The organism is Bradyrhizobium sp. Unk1, from assembly GCF_059512345.1.
Genome location: NZ_JCAMOP010000008.1, coordinates 262,339 through 277,604, shown reverse-complemented (window position 1 = coordinate 277,604; position 15,266 = coordinate 262,339). Strand labels below are relative to the sequence as shown.

The following is a 15,266-nucleotide window of genomic DNA, read 5'->3' as shown; positions in this document are numbered from 1 at the left end:
GCCGGCATGGAAGAGAACCCCGTCAACCTCGATCCCCGCATGGCCAAGCTCGCCGGCGGCGTCCACCGCCTCGACGGCCAGCTCATGGTCGTCCTCGACGTCGATCGTGTCCTCGAGCTTAAAACCGAAGTGCAAATGGCTGCCTGAGCTAACCGAAACATCGAAGCCGGAGAACCAAAATGAAGACATGTTTGGTGGTCGATGATTCCAGCGTCGTGCGAAAGATCGCGCGCCGGATCCTGGAAGGCCTGGAATTCGAAGTCACCGAGGCCGAGGACGGCTCGAAGGCGCTGGAGATCTGCCAGCGGCAGCTGCCCGACGCGGTGCTGCTCGACTGGAACATGCCCGTGATGGACGGCTTCGAGTTCATGGGCCACATGCGCCGCCTGCCCGGCGGCGACCAGCCCAAGGTGGTGTTCTGCACGACCGAGAACAACGTGGCTCATATCGCTCAGGCGCTCAGCGGCGGCGCCAACGAGTACATCATGAAGCCCTTCGACAAAGACATCATCGCCGACAAGTTCGCTGAAGTCGGCTTGATCCCGGTCGGACAAGCCATGGTCTGAGTGTCTGGCGAAACCGTTTCAGCCAGAGTGTCCCCAGTACAGCTTCCGAGAGGCTATCCGTGACCCCGACCGAGTATGAGTATCTGCGTAAGTTCCTGAGGGATCATTCCGGGCTCGACCTGTCCGCAGACAAGCAATATCTGATCGAAAGCCGGTTGTTGCCGCTCGCCCGCAAGGCCGGGCTCTCCGGGATCGGCGAGCTCGTGCAGAAGCTGCAGGGCGGCTCGAGTGCGCTCGTCACCAGCGTGGTCGAAGCCATGACCACCAACGAGACCTTCTTCTTCCGCGACAAGGTCCCGTTCGATCATTTCCGCGACACCATCATGCCTGAGGTCATCAAGGCGCGCGCCGGCCGACGAAGCGTGCGCATCTGGTGCGCCGCCGGCTCGACCGGGCAGGAGCCCTATTCGCTGGCGATGTGCCTGAAGGAGATGGGCGCGGCCCTGACCGGCTGGCGCGTCGAGATCATCGCGACCGACCTGTCGCAGGAGGTGCTCGAGAAGGCCAAGGCCGGCATCTACAGCCAGTTCGAAGTGCAGCGCGGCCTGCCGATCCAGATGCTGATGAAATATTTCAAGCAGACCGGCGAGACGTGGCAGATCAATCCCGAGCTGCGCGCGATGATCCAGCACCGGCAGCTCAACCTGCTGCATGATTTTGGCCAGCTCGGCACCTTCGACGTCATCTTCTGCCGCAACGTGCTGATCTATTTCGACCAGGACACCAAGATCAACATCTTCAACCGCCTCGCCCGCCAGATCGAGGGAGACGGCTTCCTGGTACTCGGTGCAGCCGAAACCGTGGTCGGACTGACCGACACGTTCAGGCCGATCCCGGATCGTCGCGGCCTCTACAAGCCGAACGATCCGCGTGCAGCGGCAGCCAAACCGGCGATCGCCGGCGCCGCGCCGCCGCGCATGGCGGTGTTGGCAGGACGATAGGGATGGCAGAGGATGGCAAGGGCGCGGAGCGCGTCACGTTCAGTCGAGGCTATGATGTCTGCATCATGGCGATCGACGGCACGTGGCGGCGCGACTGCAAGCTCAATGCGATTTCCGACACCGACGCCATCCTCACGGTGGATGGCTCGATCCAGGGATTGAACCTGAAGGAATTCTTCCTGCTGCTGTCGTCGACCGGGCTCGCCTATCGTCGTTGCGAGCTGGTGCGCGTCAACGGCGCCGAAATGGACATCCAGTTCTTGCGCGGCAAGAACCGGAAGAAGCGCGGCGCCGCCGGCGGCCGTGACGAGGCAGCGTGATCGCCAAATAGGCCTCGTCCCGCGCGCCCCGTCGCCGTTTTCCGAGACGTTGGTTCATATTTGCTGAAACATCCGGACGAATTCGCCGCACCGGCTTTACGGGGTTGAAGCGCGATCCGTGTATCGATCGCTCGTCTCAATTCTCAGGATACGGTAATGCCCAGAAGCTCCCTCTCTCCCATCCCGTCAAACCTGCCCGACGTCGCCGAGCGGCGTGCGCTTCAGCTTCTGGTGGTCGACGACGACGCCACGCAGCGCAGCCTGATCACGGTCGCCGCCAGGCAGGCCGGCCATGAAGTCACGGTGGCGCCGTCCGTCGCGGAGGCGATCGAGAAGCTCCGCGCCGCCCGCTTCGACTGCGTGACGCTCGACCTCGTGCTGGAGGATGGCGACGGCATCGACGTGCTGCGCGAGATGGCGGCGGCGAAATTCGCGGGCCACGTGATCGTCATCAGCGGCATGGACGGCAAGCGCCGCAGCGCCGCCCGCAGCTTCGCCCGTTCCGTCGGGATCCAGCTCCAGGGCCTGCCGAAGCCGCTCGATCTCGCGGCGCTGCGCATCAGCCTCGCCAATCTCGGCAAGACCGCAATGGGGCTGCCGGCGATGCATACCTGGGGTGGCGTCGCCACCGACGCGATCGTGGAACGGCACCGCACCTGAGGCGCGGAGCTGCCATGCGATCGGACGCGGGCGTTTCGCCGCACTGATCGCAGTTCAAGCCGGGTTGCCGGATTCCGACAGGCATTGCAGGGCGTGGCCGAGGCCCGCCCGGCAGGCGTTGAGAGCGGCGTTCGCGCTGACATAACGCGGCGTGACGTCGTCGAGTATGAAGACGTCGGCGGAACCTTCCGGATCGTTGCTGTGTTCTCGATCCATGGCTGCGGCGATCCGGCGCATACTGGTCTCGATCTGCGCGATCAGCAAGCGCAGGTCGGCGGCGATCAATCGTTGTCTGTCGGCCTCGGATGTCGCGACCAGCGGCGGCGTATCGGCCAAATTTAGCATGGATATTCTCCGTCTCCTGCAATTAGGCGCAATGCCGCTACTTGTGCGTTAAGTCTATGTCCCGTACAAATACGGGTGGGCCGAATCCGCGCCGAACGCCATAACGGTTGGCGCGGACGCGAGTCCGTAATGCCAACTGGATGTGGCACATGGCCGAGCAAACCTCTCGTGGTGAAATCTTCGTGGTCGACGACGACCCTGCGGTTCGCGACACCTTGTCGATGGTGTTGAAGGCGGCGGGTTATGAGGTGATCTGTTTTGCGGACGGCGCAGCCCTGCTCTCCGTCGCGCGGAACCGTACGCCGGCTGCGATCCTGCTCGACGTGCACATTCCCGGAAAGTCGGGCCTCGACATTCTGAAGGAACTGCACGGCGAAGATTATCCGGCGCCGATCTTCATGATTTCCGGGCAGGGCGACATCTCGATGGCGGTGGGCGCCATCAAGAGCGGCGCGCTCGATTTCATCGAAAAGCCGTTCCGCGGCAGCGAGATCGTTGGCCGGCTGGACGAGGCGATCGGAGCCTATGCACGCAGGCAGGCAGAGAGCGTATCGCCGAAATTCTCTTCGCTGCATTTCCCCGGACGCGAGCCGTTGACGCGGCGTGAACGCGAGGTGCTCGAGCAGTTCGCTTCCGGTGCGTCCAACAAGGAAGCCGGCCGCACGCTCGGCATCAGCCCACGCACCATCGAGGACCATCGCGCCAACATCATGAAGAAGCTCGGGGCGCGCAACGCCGCCGATCTGATCCGCATCGTGATGACCGCGGCCCAGCGCGCGTCGTAGTTCTGCCGGTGACGTTTCGTAGCCCGGATGAGCGAAGCGAAATCCGGGATCTGCGCCTGCGGCACCACCTCTCCCGGATTGCGCTGCGCTCCATCCGGGCTACAGGAGATTGATCCTCAGCCGCTCAGCGCCTTGCGGATGATCCGCGCCAGATCGGATTTGCGATACGGCTTCGCCAGCAGCAGAACGCCTGTATCCAGCCGGCCGTGATGGATGATCGCGTTCTCGGTATAGCCCGAGGTGTAGACCACCCTGAGGTCGGGACGCGTCCTCGACACCTCGTCGGCAAGCTGTCGTCCGTTCAACTTGCCGGGCATGATGACGTCGGTGAACAGCAGGTCGAACGGCTTGCCGGTGGCGACGATCGCGAGCGCCTCCGCGGCGTTCGCAGCCTGCAGGGTGACGTAGCCGAGCGAATGCAGCTGCGCCAGCACGTAGTCGCGCACCAGCCGGTCGTCCTCGACCACGAGGATCGTCTCGTGTCCGCCCTCGATCGTCGACGGCGTCACGCCTTCGCCCACGGCCGCGGGCGTCTTGCCGGGCGGCAGATACATCTTGATCGTGGTGCCGTGACCTTCCTCGCTGTAGATCTTGATGTGGCCCGTGGACTGCTTGATGAAGCCGTAGACCATCGAAAGCCCGAGCCCGGTGCCCTTGCCCGGTCCCTTCGAGGTGAAGAACGGATCGAACACCCGGGCCAGCATGTGCGCAGGAATGCCCGTGCCGGTGTCGCTCACGGCGATCAGCACATAGTGTCCGGGCCTGACGTCGTTGACGCTGGCATAGACCTCGTCGAGATAGGCGGTGCCCGTCTCCACGATCAGCTTGCCGCCGCCGGGCATGGCGTCACGGGCATTGAGCGCGAGGTTGAGGATCGCGGTGGTGAGCTGGTTGGGATCGACGATCGCGACGCAGCTCTCGTCCTCGAACACCGATTCGATCTGGATCTGCTCGCCCAGCGTCGGGCGCAACAGCTTTGCGGTGTCGATGATCAGCGAGTTGATGTCGACCTCGCGCGGCTGGAGCGGCTGCTTGCGCGCGAAGGCGAGCAGGTGCTGGGTCAGCTCGGCGCCGCGCCCGGCGGCCTCGTCGATCATCTTCGTGATCGCCGCAAGCTCCGGCTCCTTCGCCACCGCGTCGGCCAAAATTTCGATCGTCCCGGTGATCACGGTGAGGATGTTGTTGAAGTCGTGCGCCACGCCGCCGGTGAGCTGGCCGATCGCCTCCATCTTCTCGGCGTGGCGCATGCGCTCCTCGGACGCGATCTTGTCGGTGAGGTCGCGGTAGAACACGTTGAACAGGATGCCTTCGCGGCGTCTCAGCGCCGTGACGCTCAGCTCGGCCTTGAATTCCTTGCCGTCGCGACGACGAACCGTGAGCTCGCGGCGGCGGTTGAGGGTCTGGCCGTCCTGGGATTCGAGGAAGCGCGCGAGGCCGGCCTTGACCCGCTCGCGCTCACTCTCTGCGACGATGAGGTCGACCGCATTCCTGCCCAGCGCCTCGTCGCGCCGCCAGCCGAACAGCTCCTCGGCCCGCGAGCTCCAGTTCAGGATGGTGCTGCGGTCATCGGTCTGGACGAAGGCGTCGAGCGCGGTCTCCACGATATTGCGCGCGAGCAGCTCGCTTTCGCGCAAGGATTCCTCCGCGCGCCGTGCCTCGGTCATGTCGCGTCCGACGAAGAAGAAGCGCTTGGCCTGATCTGACCAGTTGCCGAGCCAGGACAGCCAGACCTCGCGTCCGTCCTTGTGGATGCAGCGGGTGTCGGCGAGCCTGGGGTGCCCGCCGCGCCGGAGCGCGCGCATTTCCCCGCGGGATTGTTCGAGATGCGCGGGATGGATGAAATCGACGCCGCTGCGGCCGATCATCTCGTCCGGCGGGTAGCCGAGCACGGCCTGGCTGCTCGGGCTGACCTGCACGATATGGCCCCGCGAATCCATGATCATGATCAGATCTTCCGAGGCGTCGAACAGCTGCCGCCGTTCCTCGATCTGCTGTTGCAGTGCGCGCTCGGTCCGTCGCGCATCGGTCAGTCTGCGCGCCGTGCCGGACGCGCCGATGATCTCGCCCGAATTGCCCCTGATCGGTGACAGGCTCACCGAGATTTCGACCGGACTGCCGTCCTTGCGCAGGCGCACCGTTTCGAAATGCTCGATCCGCTCGCCCGTCGCTATCCGCCGCAGATAGTCCTTGCCCTCTTCGCGGCGATCGGGTGGCAGGAGGATCAAGGTCGGCCGTCCGACCGCTTCCTCGGCCGTATAGCCGTAGAGGCGCTCGGCCGCCGCATTCCACCCGATGATGATGCCGTCGAGCGTCTGCATGACGATCGAATCGTCGGAGGATTCGACCGCCGCGCTGAACAGGCGTTCGCGGACGGCGAGCTGGTCGCGCGCGGCCTCGGTGCGCCGCCGCTCCTCGACCTCATGCTCCAGCGCCGCCGTCTTCGCCCGCATTTCATCGATCAGACGGGCAAATGCCCGCGCCAGCATGCCGGTCTCGCCGGGGGCGTCGGTTGGAATTCTAATCGAATTGTCCCGACCGAGCCACTCGACCGCCGCAGTGAGCTGCCCGATCGGCCGGGTCAACGACCGCGCCAGCAGCACGGCCAGCAGGGCGGCGACCAGCACCGCTATGAGGCCGATCGTGATGGTCGTTTTCTCGATGGTGACGGCCGGCGCCATGAAGACGGCGTTGGGCACGACGCGGATGACACCGACCCACTGGTCCTCGGCCAGGATTGCAGGCGCGATCGCGGTGCCGCTCGGCTTGCCGTCACTGCCCGGCACGACCTGCGTCGCACCCAGCGTCGATCCGGTGACTGAAGCGAAATAGGGGAAGTCGTCCTGCCAGTGCGTCGGCGTCCCCAGTTGCGAACCGAATTCGCGGGTGCGATCCGGATGAACGAGATAATCGCCGTTGCGGCCGACGACATAGACCTGTTCGCCGCGCCGGCCCGATATCCTGATACGGTCGAATACCTGGCGCATGTCGACATTGACGACGACGATGCCGAACAGCCGGTGATCGGGCCCAAACAGGGGCGCCGCGACGCGCAAGGTCGGAACATAGGGCACCTGAAGCTCGCCGTTGTCGACGTCCAGATCGACCGGTGAGACGCTGACCTGGTCCTCTGCCAGCTTGATCGCCGCCTGGAAGAAGGAGCGCTCGCCCTTGTTCTGCAGGGCATCGTCGGGAACGGCACGCACCGCTCCGTTCGGGCCGGAGCGGTCGACGCGCAGATATTCGACGCCGTCGGCACCGATGATGCGGAATTTTGCGTAGGCCGGGTTGGCGCCGACGTCGGCCACGAGGCGCGTCAGCAACCGGTCGCGCCAGGTCTTCTCCGAGAGGTGGTCGACCGGATCGACCCCGTCGTTGAAATGGGCATCGATCATGCCGCGCGCGGCGGCACGTGAGCGGAACGTCGCAACGTCGGCGCGGGCGCCGTTCGCATACGCTTCGAGCTGCGAGGCCAGAAGCCGCGAGTGGCCCTCGATACGGTCGAGCACGCGCGGCAGGAAGGCTTGCTCCAGGCTGTAATGGCTCAGCCATCCGACGGCGGCGACCGCAGCCGCGACCAGCAGGATCATTGCGATGGCCAGCCGGGTCGCGAGGGTCATATCGGCCTTCGCGCCGCGTCGCGAACGGTCCCGAATGTCCTGCTAGGCTGCAACATGGATCACCCCGTCATCGGCTGCCGGAGCCGACATTAGCTTGCGGCGCTGATGTGAGGCAGCCGTCGACAGCGGCGAGCAGGGCGTCCGGCCGGAACGGCTTCTGCAGACTCGCGACCGCGCCGAGCTTGGTCGCCATCTTCAGAAAGTCCGGTTCGGCATAGGCGTCCGGGGTGACGGCGCGGCGGCCGGAAATGACGATGATCGGAAGGGCCGGCTGCAGCACGCGGATGTGGCGCATCGTCTCCAGTCCGTCCATGCCGGGCATGAATATGTCGAGGAACAAGAGGTCGAACTGGCTCGCCTCGAACCGGGCAAGTCCCTCGTAGCCATCGCCGGCAACCGTGACGCGATGACCCGCTCTCTCCAGGATCAGCCGGATCGTGATCTGCACGGCCGGGTCGTCATCCACAATCAGGATGTTAGCCACGTCAAAACCTCCGGATCGTACAGGGATGTTCCCCGGCGACCCCAAATCACCGCTTCAAATGCGAAATTGTTGCGCGGATTGCGCCCGTCCTGCAAGCACTTCGCGGCCGGCACATTGTCAGCCTCGCGCGATTCCGGCGACGCCGGCCATATGCATCCTTACGTGCACATAAGACCTCTGACGCAACGCCTGGGGCGTGTCGTGCCTAATCGGTCAGATATTCGGGATGGTGGCTTCGGATCTTGTCGAGCTCGCTGAGCGTGCCCGACAGGTGCTTGCGCAGATGTTCTTGCGCGGCGTCGGCGTCTCCGGCCTCGATCGCGCGCGTGATCAGCTTGTGGTGGCGGACGATGTTCTGGGCCTTGCCGGGCGAAGGCAAATGCAGCCGACGCAGCCGGTCGATATGTCCGCTGCGGCTGCGCACCAGCGTCCACAGGTCTTGCTTTCCGGCGGCGGCGTAGAGTTGGGCGTGGAAGTCGTTGTCGGTGGCCATGAAGGCCTCGAAGTCGCCGGCCTTGGCAAATTGCTGTTGTAGCGCGATGGCGTGATCCAGGCGGACCACGAGCGCCGCGTCCCTGCCGGCGGCGAGCAGGCGGACGATCTCCAGCTCCAGTGCCTGACGCAGGAAATGCGCCTGCTCTGCGCGGCCGATGTCGATCCGGCTGACGACAGTCGCGTGCTGCGGGAAGACGTCGACGAGCCCTTCTTCCTCGAGCCGCATCAAGGCATCGCGCACCGGTGTCGAGCTGATTCCGAACTGGCCGGCAAGCTCGGCGCGTGACAGCGGCGCGCCCGGCGGCAGTTCCAGGGCGATGATCGCATTGCGCAGCCGCTCGAACACCTGCGGCGCGGCCTGGCGGGCGCGGTCGAGCCGGGCGGCAGGTCTCGAAGCGGTTTTTGCCGCGCGCGGCGCGGTATGGGTTGCTTCCATGGCGGGTCCCGCGGGCTTGCCTTTGATGCACTAATATATTAGTGCATCAGCAGGGTCAACGCAGCGCGACGCGCACCCGGAGGAAACACACAACAATGATCAAGCATCTTCGTAGCAAGCTTGCGGCTGCCGCCCTGATCGCCGCAACCGTCCTGCCGGTATCCGCGGCGCATGCGCAGCAGAAATCCGAGATCTCGCTGTCGCGCCAGCCCGGCATTTTCTACATGCCGAGCCACATCATGGAAAAGCAGAAGCTGATCGAGAAGCATGCAGCTTCGCTCGGCGTACCCGGCGTCACCACCAAATGGGTGACCTTTTCCGGCGGCGGCGCGCAGACCGATGCGTTGCTCGCCGGCGGCGTCGACATCCTCAACACCGGCACCGGCAATCTTCTGTTGCTGTGGGACCGCACCCGCGGCGGCGTGAAGGGCATCGTCGCGACCTCGGCGCAGCCGATGACGCTGATCAGCCGCGACGCCAACATCAAGTCGATCAAGGATTTCGGTCCGAGCGACAAGATCGCGGTGCCGACGGTGAAGGTTTCGACGCAGGCGATCGTGCTTCAGATCGCGGCCGCCGAGGCCTTCGGTGCCGACCAATGGTCGAAACTGGACGCCAACACCGTGCAGCTTGGCCATCCCGACGCCTATGCGGCGCTGTCCAATCCCAAGCACGAGGTGCACACCCACTTCTCGATCCCGCCTTTCACCTTCCTCGAGCTGAAGAACGTGCCGGGCGCGCATGTCGTGCTGAACTCGCCTGACGTGATGGGCGGTCCGCTGAGCCAGGCCCAGTTCTTCACCACGACGAAATTCGCCGATGCCAATCCGAAGATCATCCAGGCGGTGCGCGATGCCACCAAGGAAGCGCAGGATCTGATCCGCAGCGACACCAAACAGGCGGTCGAGATCTACAAGGAGATCACCGGCGACAAGACCTCGGTGGAAGAGTTGCTCGATCTCCTGAAGCAGCCCGGCATGATGGAATGGAATCTCGAGCCGCAGGGCACGATGAAATTCGCAGCCCATCTGTACAAGACCGGCACGCTGAAGATGCAGCCCAAGGCCTGGACGGACTATTATCTCCCCGTCGCGCACGACCTGAAAGGCAACTGATGGCGCTGCTCGACGTCAACGGGGTGACGCTGCGCTACAAGACCTCCAGCGCCGTCGTCACCGCCACCGAAAGGGTCAGCTTCACCGTCGACAAGTCCGACCGCTTCGTGTTGCTCGGGCCGTCCGGCTGCGGCAAGTCGACCCTGCTCAAGGCCGTCGGCGGCTACATGAGCCCGAGCGAGGGCCGCATGAGCATCAACGATCGCGAGATTCATGGTCCGGGCGCCGACCGCATGATGATCTTCCAGGAGTTCGACCAGCTCCTGCCGTGGAAGAGCGTGCTCGCCAATGTGATGTTCCCGCTGCTGACCGCGCGAAAGCTATCGCGCAAGGACGCCGAGGCGCGGGCACGGGCCTATATCGAGAAGGTCGGCCTCACCCGCGTCGTCGATGCCTATCCGCACACGCTGTCCGGCGGCATGAAGCAGCGCGTTGCGATCGCGCGCGGCATGGTGATGGAGCCTGATATCCTGCTGATGGACGAGCCGTTCGCCGCGCTCGACGCGCTGACGCGGCGCACCTGCCAGGACGAGCTGCTTCAGCTCTGGAGCGAGACCAAATTCACGGTGCTGTTCGTGACCCATTCCATCGCGGAAGCGATCCGCATCGGCAACCGCATCCTGCTGCTGTCGCCGCATCCCGGCCGGGTCAAGGCCGAGGTGGTCGATGTCGACAAGGTCGCGAATGGAGACGGCAGCGCCGGCCGGCTGGAGAAGGAGATCCACGATCTCCTGTTCGCGGCCGAAGCTGTGGCGCATTGAGGGGGCCTGTTATGGGCGAAGCGAGAATATTGCTGCGTGACGCGTCGGTTGCCGCGACCGGCGGTGCGGGCGAGGTCGAGCGCAAGCTGAGCGTGCCGGAGCTGTTGTGGAACGACGGCTTTGTCCGCAAGACCGTCATCATCCTGTTCCTGGCAGCCGTCTGGGAAGCCTACGGCCTCTATCTCGACAATCCCCTGCTGTTTCCGACGCTGCACGACACCATCGTGACACTGTACGACCGGGTCAAGGACGGCACCATTCCGATGCGCGCATGGACCTCGCTGAAGGTGCTGTTCATGGGCTATTCGGCCGGCATCGTGCTGGCCGCGATCTTCACCGTGCTCGCCATCTCGACGCGGATCGGCACCGACTTCCTGGAAACGGTCACGGCGATGTTCAACCCGCTGCCGGCGATCGCGCTGCTGCCGCTCGCCTTGATCTGGTTCGGGCTCGGCAACGGCAGTCTTGTTTTCGTGCTGATCCATTCGGTGCTGTGGCCGGTCGCGCTCAACACCCATTCCGGCTTCAAGAGCGTGTCCAACACGCTGCGCATGGTCGGGCGCAATTACGGCCTGCGCGGGCTGCCTTATGTCGCGAAAATCCTGATTCCGGCGGCCTTCGGCTCGATCCTCACCGGCCTGAAGATCGGCTGGGCCTTTGCCTGGCGCACGCTGATCGCGGCCGAGCTGGTGTTCGGCGTGTCCTCGGGGCAGGGCGGACTCGGCTGGTTCATCTTCGAGAACCGCAATCTCCTCGACATACCTGCGGTCTTCGCAGGCCTCTTGACGGTGATTATCATCGGGCTCTTTGTCGAGAACCTGATCTTCCGCGCCATCGAGCGGAACACCGTGCAGAAATGGGGCACCCAATCATGACCAAGAAGAAAATCACGCCCGACCAGCTCCGCAGCGCGCGCTGGTTCGCGCCCGACGACCTCCGCTCGTTCGGCCACCGCTCCCGCACCATGCAGATGGGCTACGCCCCGGAGGAGTGGAAGGACCGCCCGATCATCGCGATCCTCAACACCTGGTCGGACGCGCAGCCCTGCCACATGCACTTCAAGTCGCGCGTCGACGACGTCAAGCGCGGCATCCTGATGGCCGGCGGCCTGCCGATCGAGCTGCCGGCGCTGTCGCTGTCGGAATCGCTGCTGAAGCCGACCACGATGCTCTATCGCAACCTTCTGGCGATGGATGCCGAGGAGCTGCTGCGCAGCCATCCCGTCGACGGCGTGGTGCTGATGGGCGGCTGCGACAAGACCACGCCGGCGCTGCTGCTCGGCGCGACCTCGATGAATATCCCGGCGATCTATCTGCCGGCAGGTCCGATGCTGCGCGGTAACTGGAAGGGCAAGACGCTCGGCTCGGGCTCGGACGGTTGGAAATATTGGGACGAGCGGCGCGCCGGAAAAATCTCCGACAAGGACTGGCTCGATATCGAAGCCGGCATCGCGCGGAGCTACGGCACCTGCATGACCATGGGCACGGCCTCGACCATGACCGCGATTGCCGAGGCGATCGGCATGACGCTGCCGGGCGCCTCCTCGATTCCCGCTGCCGACGCCAACCACATCCGGATGGCCTCGGAATGCGGCCGCCGCATCGTCGAGATGGTGTGGGAGGATCTGACGCCGAAGACGATCCAGACCCGAAAAGCCTTCGAGAACGCAATTGCTGTGGCCATGGCGATGGGCTGCTCGACCAACGCGATCATCCATCTGATCGCGCAGGCCCGCCGCGCCGGCCTCGACATCGGCCTCGACGACTTCGAGAAGGCGAGCCGCAAGGTGCCCGTGATCGCCAACGTCCGTCCGAGCGGCGACGCCTATCTGATGGAAGACTTCTTCTATGCCGGCGGCCTGCCGGCGCTGATGGGCCAGATCAAGCCGCACCTGCATCTCGACTGCATCACCGTTACCGGACAGACGGTCGGCGAGAACATCGACGGCGCCGAAGTGCACAATGCCGATGTGATCCGTTCGGTCGAAAACCCCATCTACAAGGAAGGCGCGCTCGCCGTACTCAAGGGCAATCTCGCGCCCGACGGCTGCGTCATAAAACCCTCCGCCTGCGCGCCGCGCTTCCTCAAGCATACCGGGCCTGCGCTGGTGTTCGACGATTACCCCTCCATGAAGAAGGCGGTCGACGATCCCAATCTCGACGTCACCGAGGACCATATCCTGATCCTGCGCAATGCAGGGCCGCAAGGTGGCCCGGGCATGCCGGAATGGGGCATGCTGCCGATCCCGACCAAGCTCGTGAAGCAGGGCGTGCGCGACATGGTGCGGATCTCGGATGCGCGCATGAGCGGCACCAGCTATGGCGCCTGCATTTTGCACGTCGCGCCCGAATCTTATGTCGGCGGCCCGCTGGCGCTGGTGCGGAACGGCGACCGCATCACGCTCGACGTCGCCGCGCGCACCATCAATCTCGATGTCCCCGAAGCCGAGCTCGATAAACGCCGCGCCGCCTGGAAGCAGCCCGAGCGCCGCTTCGAGCGCGGCTATGGCTGGATGTTCACAAAACACATCAAGCAGGCCAATGACGGCTGCGACTTCGACTTCCTCGAGACCGATTTCGGTGCGCCGATCGGCGAGCCGTCGATTTACTAGAGAGCATGACATGACCAAACTCAGCGAAGCCACCCGCAACAAGCTCAAATCCGTCTCCACGGCGACCGTCGCCACTGCGCTGTTCAAGCGCGGCCTGCGCATCCAGATGATCCAGGATGTGCACCCGCTCGGCGCCGACCAGCCGACCATGGTCGGCGAGGCCTTCACGCTGCGCTACATGCCGGCGCGCGAGGACCTCAATACCATCGACGTCTTCAAGGACCGTTCGCATCCGCAGCGCAAGGCGATCGAGGATTGTCCGCCCGGCAGCGTGCTGGTGATGGACAGCCGCAAGGACGCGCGCGCGGCGTCCGCCGGCGCGATCCTGGTGACGCGTCTGATGAAGCGCGGCGTCGCCGGTGTCGTCACCGACGGCGGCTTTCGCGATTCCGCCGAGATCGCGAAGCTCGGCATTCCCGCCTACCATCATCGTCCCTCGGCGCCGACGAATCTCACGCTGCACCAGGCGATCGAGATCAACGTGCCGATCGGCTGCGGCGATGCGCCGGTGTTTCCGGGCGACGTCATCCTCGGCGATGCCGACGGCGTCATCGTGATCCCCGCGCATCTCGCCGATGAGATCGCCAACGAAACCTTCGAGATGACGGCGTTCGAGGATTTCGTCACTGAGGAGGTCGGCAAAGGTCGCGGCATCTTCGGTCTCTATCCCGCCACCGATCCGCAGACGCTCACCGATTTCGCGGAATGGCGGAAGAAGAACGGTCGCTAGACCAAGACCAATCACATCAAGAAACAGGCCGGCCGCATCAAGCGCCGGCCTTTTGTCGAGCAGGGGAGGACTTCAATGAATTTTACACGACGCAATCTCTTGGCCGGTGCTGGCGCAACTGCGGCTTCCGCACTTCTGGCCCGCGCCGCCAGTGCCCAGTCGTTTCCGTTCGCGCCCAACCAGCGCTACCCCGATCCCGCCGTCCAGATCCTCGATCCGAGCTTTGGAAAATACCGGCTCTATTCCTCGACGGTCGAGCAGGTCGCGACCGGGATGCGCTGGGCCGAAGGCCCCGCCTATTTCCCCGAAGGCGGCTATCTGCTGTTCTCGGACATTCCCAACAACCGGATCATGAAGTTTGACGAGAAGACCGGCCAGACCAGCGTCTTCCGCGCCAACGCCAACTACGCCAACGGCAATGCGCGCGATCGCCAGGGCCGCCTCGTCACCTGCGAGCACTCCGTCACCCGCCGCATCACCCGCACCGAGAAGGACGGCAAGATCACCGTGCTCGCCGACAAGTTCGAGGGCAAGCGGCTGAATTCGCCGAACGACATCGTGGTGAAGTCGGACGACAGCATCTGGTTCACCGATCCGCTGTTCGGCATCAACGGCGAGTGGGAAGGCAAGAAGGAGAAGGCCGAGCAGGCCACCACCAACGTCTATCGCATCGCCAAGGACGGCAAGATCAGCGCCGTCCTCACCGACCTCGTCAATCCCAACGGTCTTGCCTTCTCGCCGGACGAGAAGAAGCTCTACATCGTCGAATGGAAGGGCACGCCCAACCGCAGCATCTGGAGCTACAATGTCGGCGAGGACGGTGCCTTAAGCGGCAAGACCAAGCTGATCGACGCGGCTGACCAGGCCTCGCTCGACGGTTTTCGCGTCGATCGCGACGGCAATCTCTGGTGCGGCTGGGGCTCCAACGGCGCGCTGCAATCCGAGCCCACCGACATCGGCGGCCGCAAGGTGTTTCAGCTCAAGGGCAAGTCGGAGGATCTCGACGGCGTCATGGTGTTCAACGCGGACGGCAAGCCGCTCGCCTTCATCAAGCTGCCCGAACGCTGCGCCAACCTCTGCTTCGGCGGCCCGAAGAACAACCGGCTTTATATGGCGAGCAGCCACTCGGTGTATGCGCTGTATGTGGAGGCGCATGGGGCGGTGTGAGGCAGAGGTGGCCAGCTAAGCCGCGGTAGGGTGGGCAAAGCGACTTGTCCGCCGTAGCTCGAAGAGCGAAGGCGGAAGCGTGCCTACCGCTCTCGTCGCAATTGCTGAAAGATGGTGGGCACGGCGCGACGCACCTTTGCCCACCCTACAAAGCTGCCGAATTCCTTCGCCTCTCCCCGCGCGCGGGGAGAGGCCGTAGCCCGGATGGAGCGTAGCGTAATCCGGGACGGTCT

General features: G+C 64.5%; 15 protein-coding genes and 1 pseudogene. 12 read left to right on the top strand and 4 right to left on the bottom strand.

The features are described from left to right. From AC5ZFO_RS13205 to AC5ZFO_RS13185, 5 genes and pseudogenes are all read left to right on the top strand, one after another. Positions 1 to 147, top strand: a pseudogene (locus AC5ZFO_RS13205) (chemotaxis protein CheW); the annotation flags it as partial. 32 nt (positions 148 to 179) lie between these two features. Beyond that, positions 180 to 566 carry a response regulator gene (locus AC5ZFO_RS13200; RefSeq protein WP_018321619.1) on the top strand — a complete coding sequence of 129 codons (387 nt, stop codon included), beginning with the start codon at positions 180 to 182 and terminating at the stop codon, positions 564 to 566. Positions 567 to 625: 59 nt separating this feature from the next. Continuing rightward, positions 626 to 1,507, top strand: a complete 882-nt coding sequence (locus tag AC5ZFO_RS13195) for a CheR family methyltransferase (RefSeq protein ID WP_282520091.1) — start codon at positions 626 to 628, stop codon at positions 1,505 to 1,507. A gap of 2 nt (positions 1,508 to 1,509) precedes the next feature. Then, positions 1,510 to 1,827: a hypothetical protein gene (locus AC5ZFO_RS13190; RefSeq protein WP_014490546.1), complete on the top strand. Its 318-nt coding sequence runs from the start codon at positions 1,510 to 1,512 to the stop codon at positions 1,825 to 1,827. Between the two features lie 156 nt (positions 1,828 to 1,983). Then, on the top strand, positions 1,984 to 2,487 hold the full coding sequence (locus tag AC5ZFO_RS13185; protein ID WP_282520092.1) for a response regulator: 504 nt from the start codon (positions 1,984 to 1,986) through the stop codon (positions 2,485 to 2,487). 54 nt (positions 2,488 to 2,541) lie between these two features. Here the strand turns inward: AC5ZFO_RS13185 and AC5ZFO_RS13180 are convergent, their stop codons facing one another. Further along, complete coding sequence (locus tag AC5ZFO_RS13180; protein ID WP_282520093.1) at positions 2,542 to 2,832, bottom strand: hypothetical protein; 291 nt, start codon at positions 2,830 to 2,832, stop codon at positions 2,542 to 2,544. A 149-nt stretch (positions 2,833 to 2,981) separates the two neighbouring features. Here AC5ZFO_RS13180 and AC5ZFO_RS13175 point away from each other — a divergent pair, with 149 nt between their 5' ends. After that, positions 2,982 to 3,617, top strand: a complete 636-nt coding sequence (locus AC5ZFO_RS13175) for a response regulator transcription factor (RefSeq protein WP_028160526.1) — start codon at positions 2,982 to 2,984, stop codon at positions 3,615 to 3,617. A 116-nt stretch (positions 3,618 to 3,733) separates the two neighbouring features. On the opposite strand, the gene AC5ZFO_RS13170 is transcribed toward AC5ZFO_RS13175, so the two are convergent. The 3 genes from AC5ZFO_RS13170 to AC5ZFO_RS13160 all read right to left on the bottom strand — a co-directional run bounded on the left by AC5ZFO_RS13170 (position 3,734) and on the right by AC5ZFO_RS13160 (position 8,649). Beyond that, positions 3,734 to 7,234 carry a PAS domain S-box protein gene (locus tag AC5ZFO_RS13170; RefSeq protein ID WP_282520094.1) on the bottom strand — a complete coding sequence of 1,167 codons (3,501 nt, stop codon included), beginning with the start codon at positions 7,232 to 7,234 and terminating at the stop codon, positions 3,734 to 3,736. A gap of 67 nt (positions 7,235 to 7,301) precedes the next feature. Next, positions 7,302 to 7,718, bottom strand: coding sequence for a response regulator (locus AC5ZFO_RS13165; protein WP_282520095.1), 417 nt, complete (start codon positions 7,716 to 7,718; stop codon positions 7,302 to 7,304). A 205-nt stretch (positions 7,719 to 7,923) separates the two neighbouring features. After that, a complete protein-coding gene (locus tag AC5ZFO_RS13160) occupies positions 7,924 to 8,649 on the bottom strand; it encodes a GntR family transcriptional regulator (RefSeq protein WP_282520096.1) in 726 nt (241 codons plus the stop codon). A 95-nt stretch (positions 8,650 to 8,744) separates the two neighbouring features. Here AC5ZFO_RS13160 and AC5ZFO_RS13155 point away from each other — a divergent pair, with 95 nt between their 5' ends. The 6 genes from AC5ZFO_RS13155 to AC5ZFO_RS13130 all read left to right on the top strand — a co-directional run bounded on the left by AC5ZFO_RS13155 (position 8,745) and on the right by AC5ZFO_RS13130 (position 15,033). Next, entirely contained in the window at positions 8,745 to 9,764 is a 1,020-nt protein-coding gene (locus AC5ZFO_RS13155; protein WP_282520097.1) for an ABC transporter substrate-binding protein, read from the top strand. Continuing rightward, the gene (locus AC5ZFO_RS13150; RefSeq protein WP_282520098.1) at positions 9,764 to 10,525 is read left to right on the top strand and encodes an ABC transporter ATP-binding protein; all 762 of its coding nucleotides are present in this window, start codon (positions 9,764 to 9,766) and stop codon (positions 10,523 to 10,525) included. The genes AC5ZFO_RS13155 and AC5ZFO_RS13150 overlap by 1 nt, the downstream gene beginning before the upstream one ends. 11 nt (positions 10,526 to 10,536) lie before the next feature. Beyond that, positions 10,537 to 11,400, top strand: coding sequence for an ABC transporter permease (locus AC5ZFO_RS13145; protein ID WP_282520099.1), 864 nt, complete (start codon positions 10,537 to 10,539; stop codon positions 11,398 to 11,400). Continuing rightward, the gene (gene araD, locus AC5ZFO_RS13140; RefSeq protein ID WP_282520100.1) at positions 11,397 to 13,136 is read left to right on the top strand and encodes an L-arabinonate dehydratase; all 1,740 of its coding nucleotides are present in this window, start codon (positions 11,397 to 11,399) and stop codon (positions 13,134 to 13,136) included. The genes AC5ZFO_RS13145 and araD overlap by 4 nt, the downstream gene beginning before the upstream one ends. Before the next feature lie 10 nt (positions 13,137 to 13,146). Further along, positions 13,147 to 13,866, top strand: coding sequence for a ribonuclease activity regulator RraA (locus AC5ZFO_RS13135; RefSeq protein ID WP_282520101.1), 720 nt, complete (start codon positions 13,147 to 13,149; stop codon positions 13,864 to 13,866). A gap of 75 nt (positions 13,867 to 13,941) precedes the next feature. Next, positions 13,942 to 15,033, top strand: a complete 1,092-nt coding sequence (locus AC5ZFO_RS13130) for an SMP-30/gluconolactonase/LRE family protein (RefSeq protein ID WP_282520102.1) — start codon at positions 13,942 to 13,944, stop codon at positions 15,031 to 15,033. The last annotated feature ends 233 nt before the right edge of the window (positions 15,034 to 15,266 follow it).

Bases quoted from the DNA above. Each gene is read 5' to 3' on its own strand.
- AC5ZFO_RS13150 (WP_282520098.1), top strand. From the start codon at position 9,764: ATGGCGCTGCTCGACGTCAACGGGGTGACGCTGCGCTACAAGACCTCC.
- AC5ZFO_RS13175 (WP_028160526.1), top strand. From the start codon at position 2,982: ATGGCCGAGCAAACCTCTCGTGGTGAAATCTTCGTGGTCGACGACGAC.
- AC5ZFO_RS13180 (WP_282520093.1), bottom strand. From the start codon at position 2,832: ATGCTAAATTTGGCCGATACGCCGCCGCTGGTCGCGACATCCGAGGCC.
- AC5ZFO_RS13200 (WP_018321619.1), top strand. From the start codon at position 180: ATGAAGACATGTTTGGTGGTCGATGATTCCAGCGTCGTGCGAAAGATC.
- AC5ZFO_RS13170 (WP_282520094.1), bottom strand. From the start codon at position 7,234: ATGACCCTCGCGACCCGGCTGGCCATCGCAATGATCCTGCTGGTCGCG.
- AC5ZFO_RS13145 (WP_282520099.1), top strand. From the start codon at position 10,537: ATGGGCGAAGCGAGAATATTGCTGCGTGACGCGTCGGTTGCCGCGACC.
- araD (WP_282520100.1), top strand. From the start codon at position 11,397: ATGACCAAGAAGAAAATCACGCCCGACCAGCTCCGCAGCGCGCGCTGG.
- AC5ZFO_RS13190 (WP_014490546.1), top strand. From the start codon at position 1,510: ATGGCAGAGGATGGCAAGGGCGCGGAGCGCGTCACGTTCAGTCGAGGC.
- AC5ZFO_RS13185 (WP_282520092.1), top strand. From the start codon at position 1,984: ATGCCCAGAAGCTCCCTCTCTCCCATCCCGTCAAACCTGCCCGACGTC.
- AC5ZFO_RS13135 (WP_282520101.1), top strand. From the start codon at position 13,147: ATGACCAAACTCAGCGAAGCCACCCGCAACAAGCTCAAATCCGTCTCC.
- AC5ZFO_RS13160 (WP_282520096.1), bottom strand. From the start codon at position 8,649: ATGGAAGCAACCCATACCGCGCCGCGCGCGGCAAAAACCGCTTCGAGA.
- AC5ZFO_RS13130 (WP_282520102.1), top strand. From the start codon at position 13,942: ATGAATTTTACACGACGCAATCTCTTGGCCGGTGCTGGCGCAACTGCG.
- AC5ZFO_RS13155 (WP_282520097.1), top strand. From the start codon at position 8,745: ATGATCAAGCATCTTCGTAGCAAGCTTGCGGCTGCCGCCCTGATCGCC.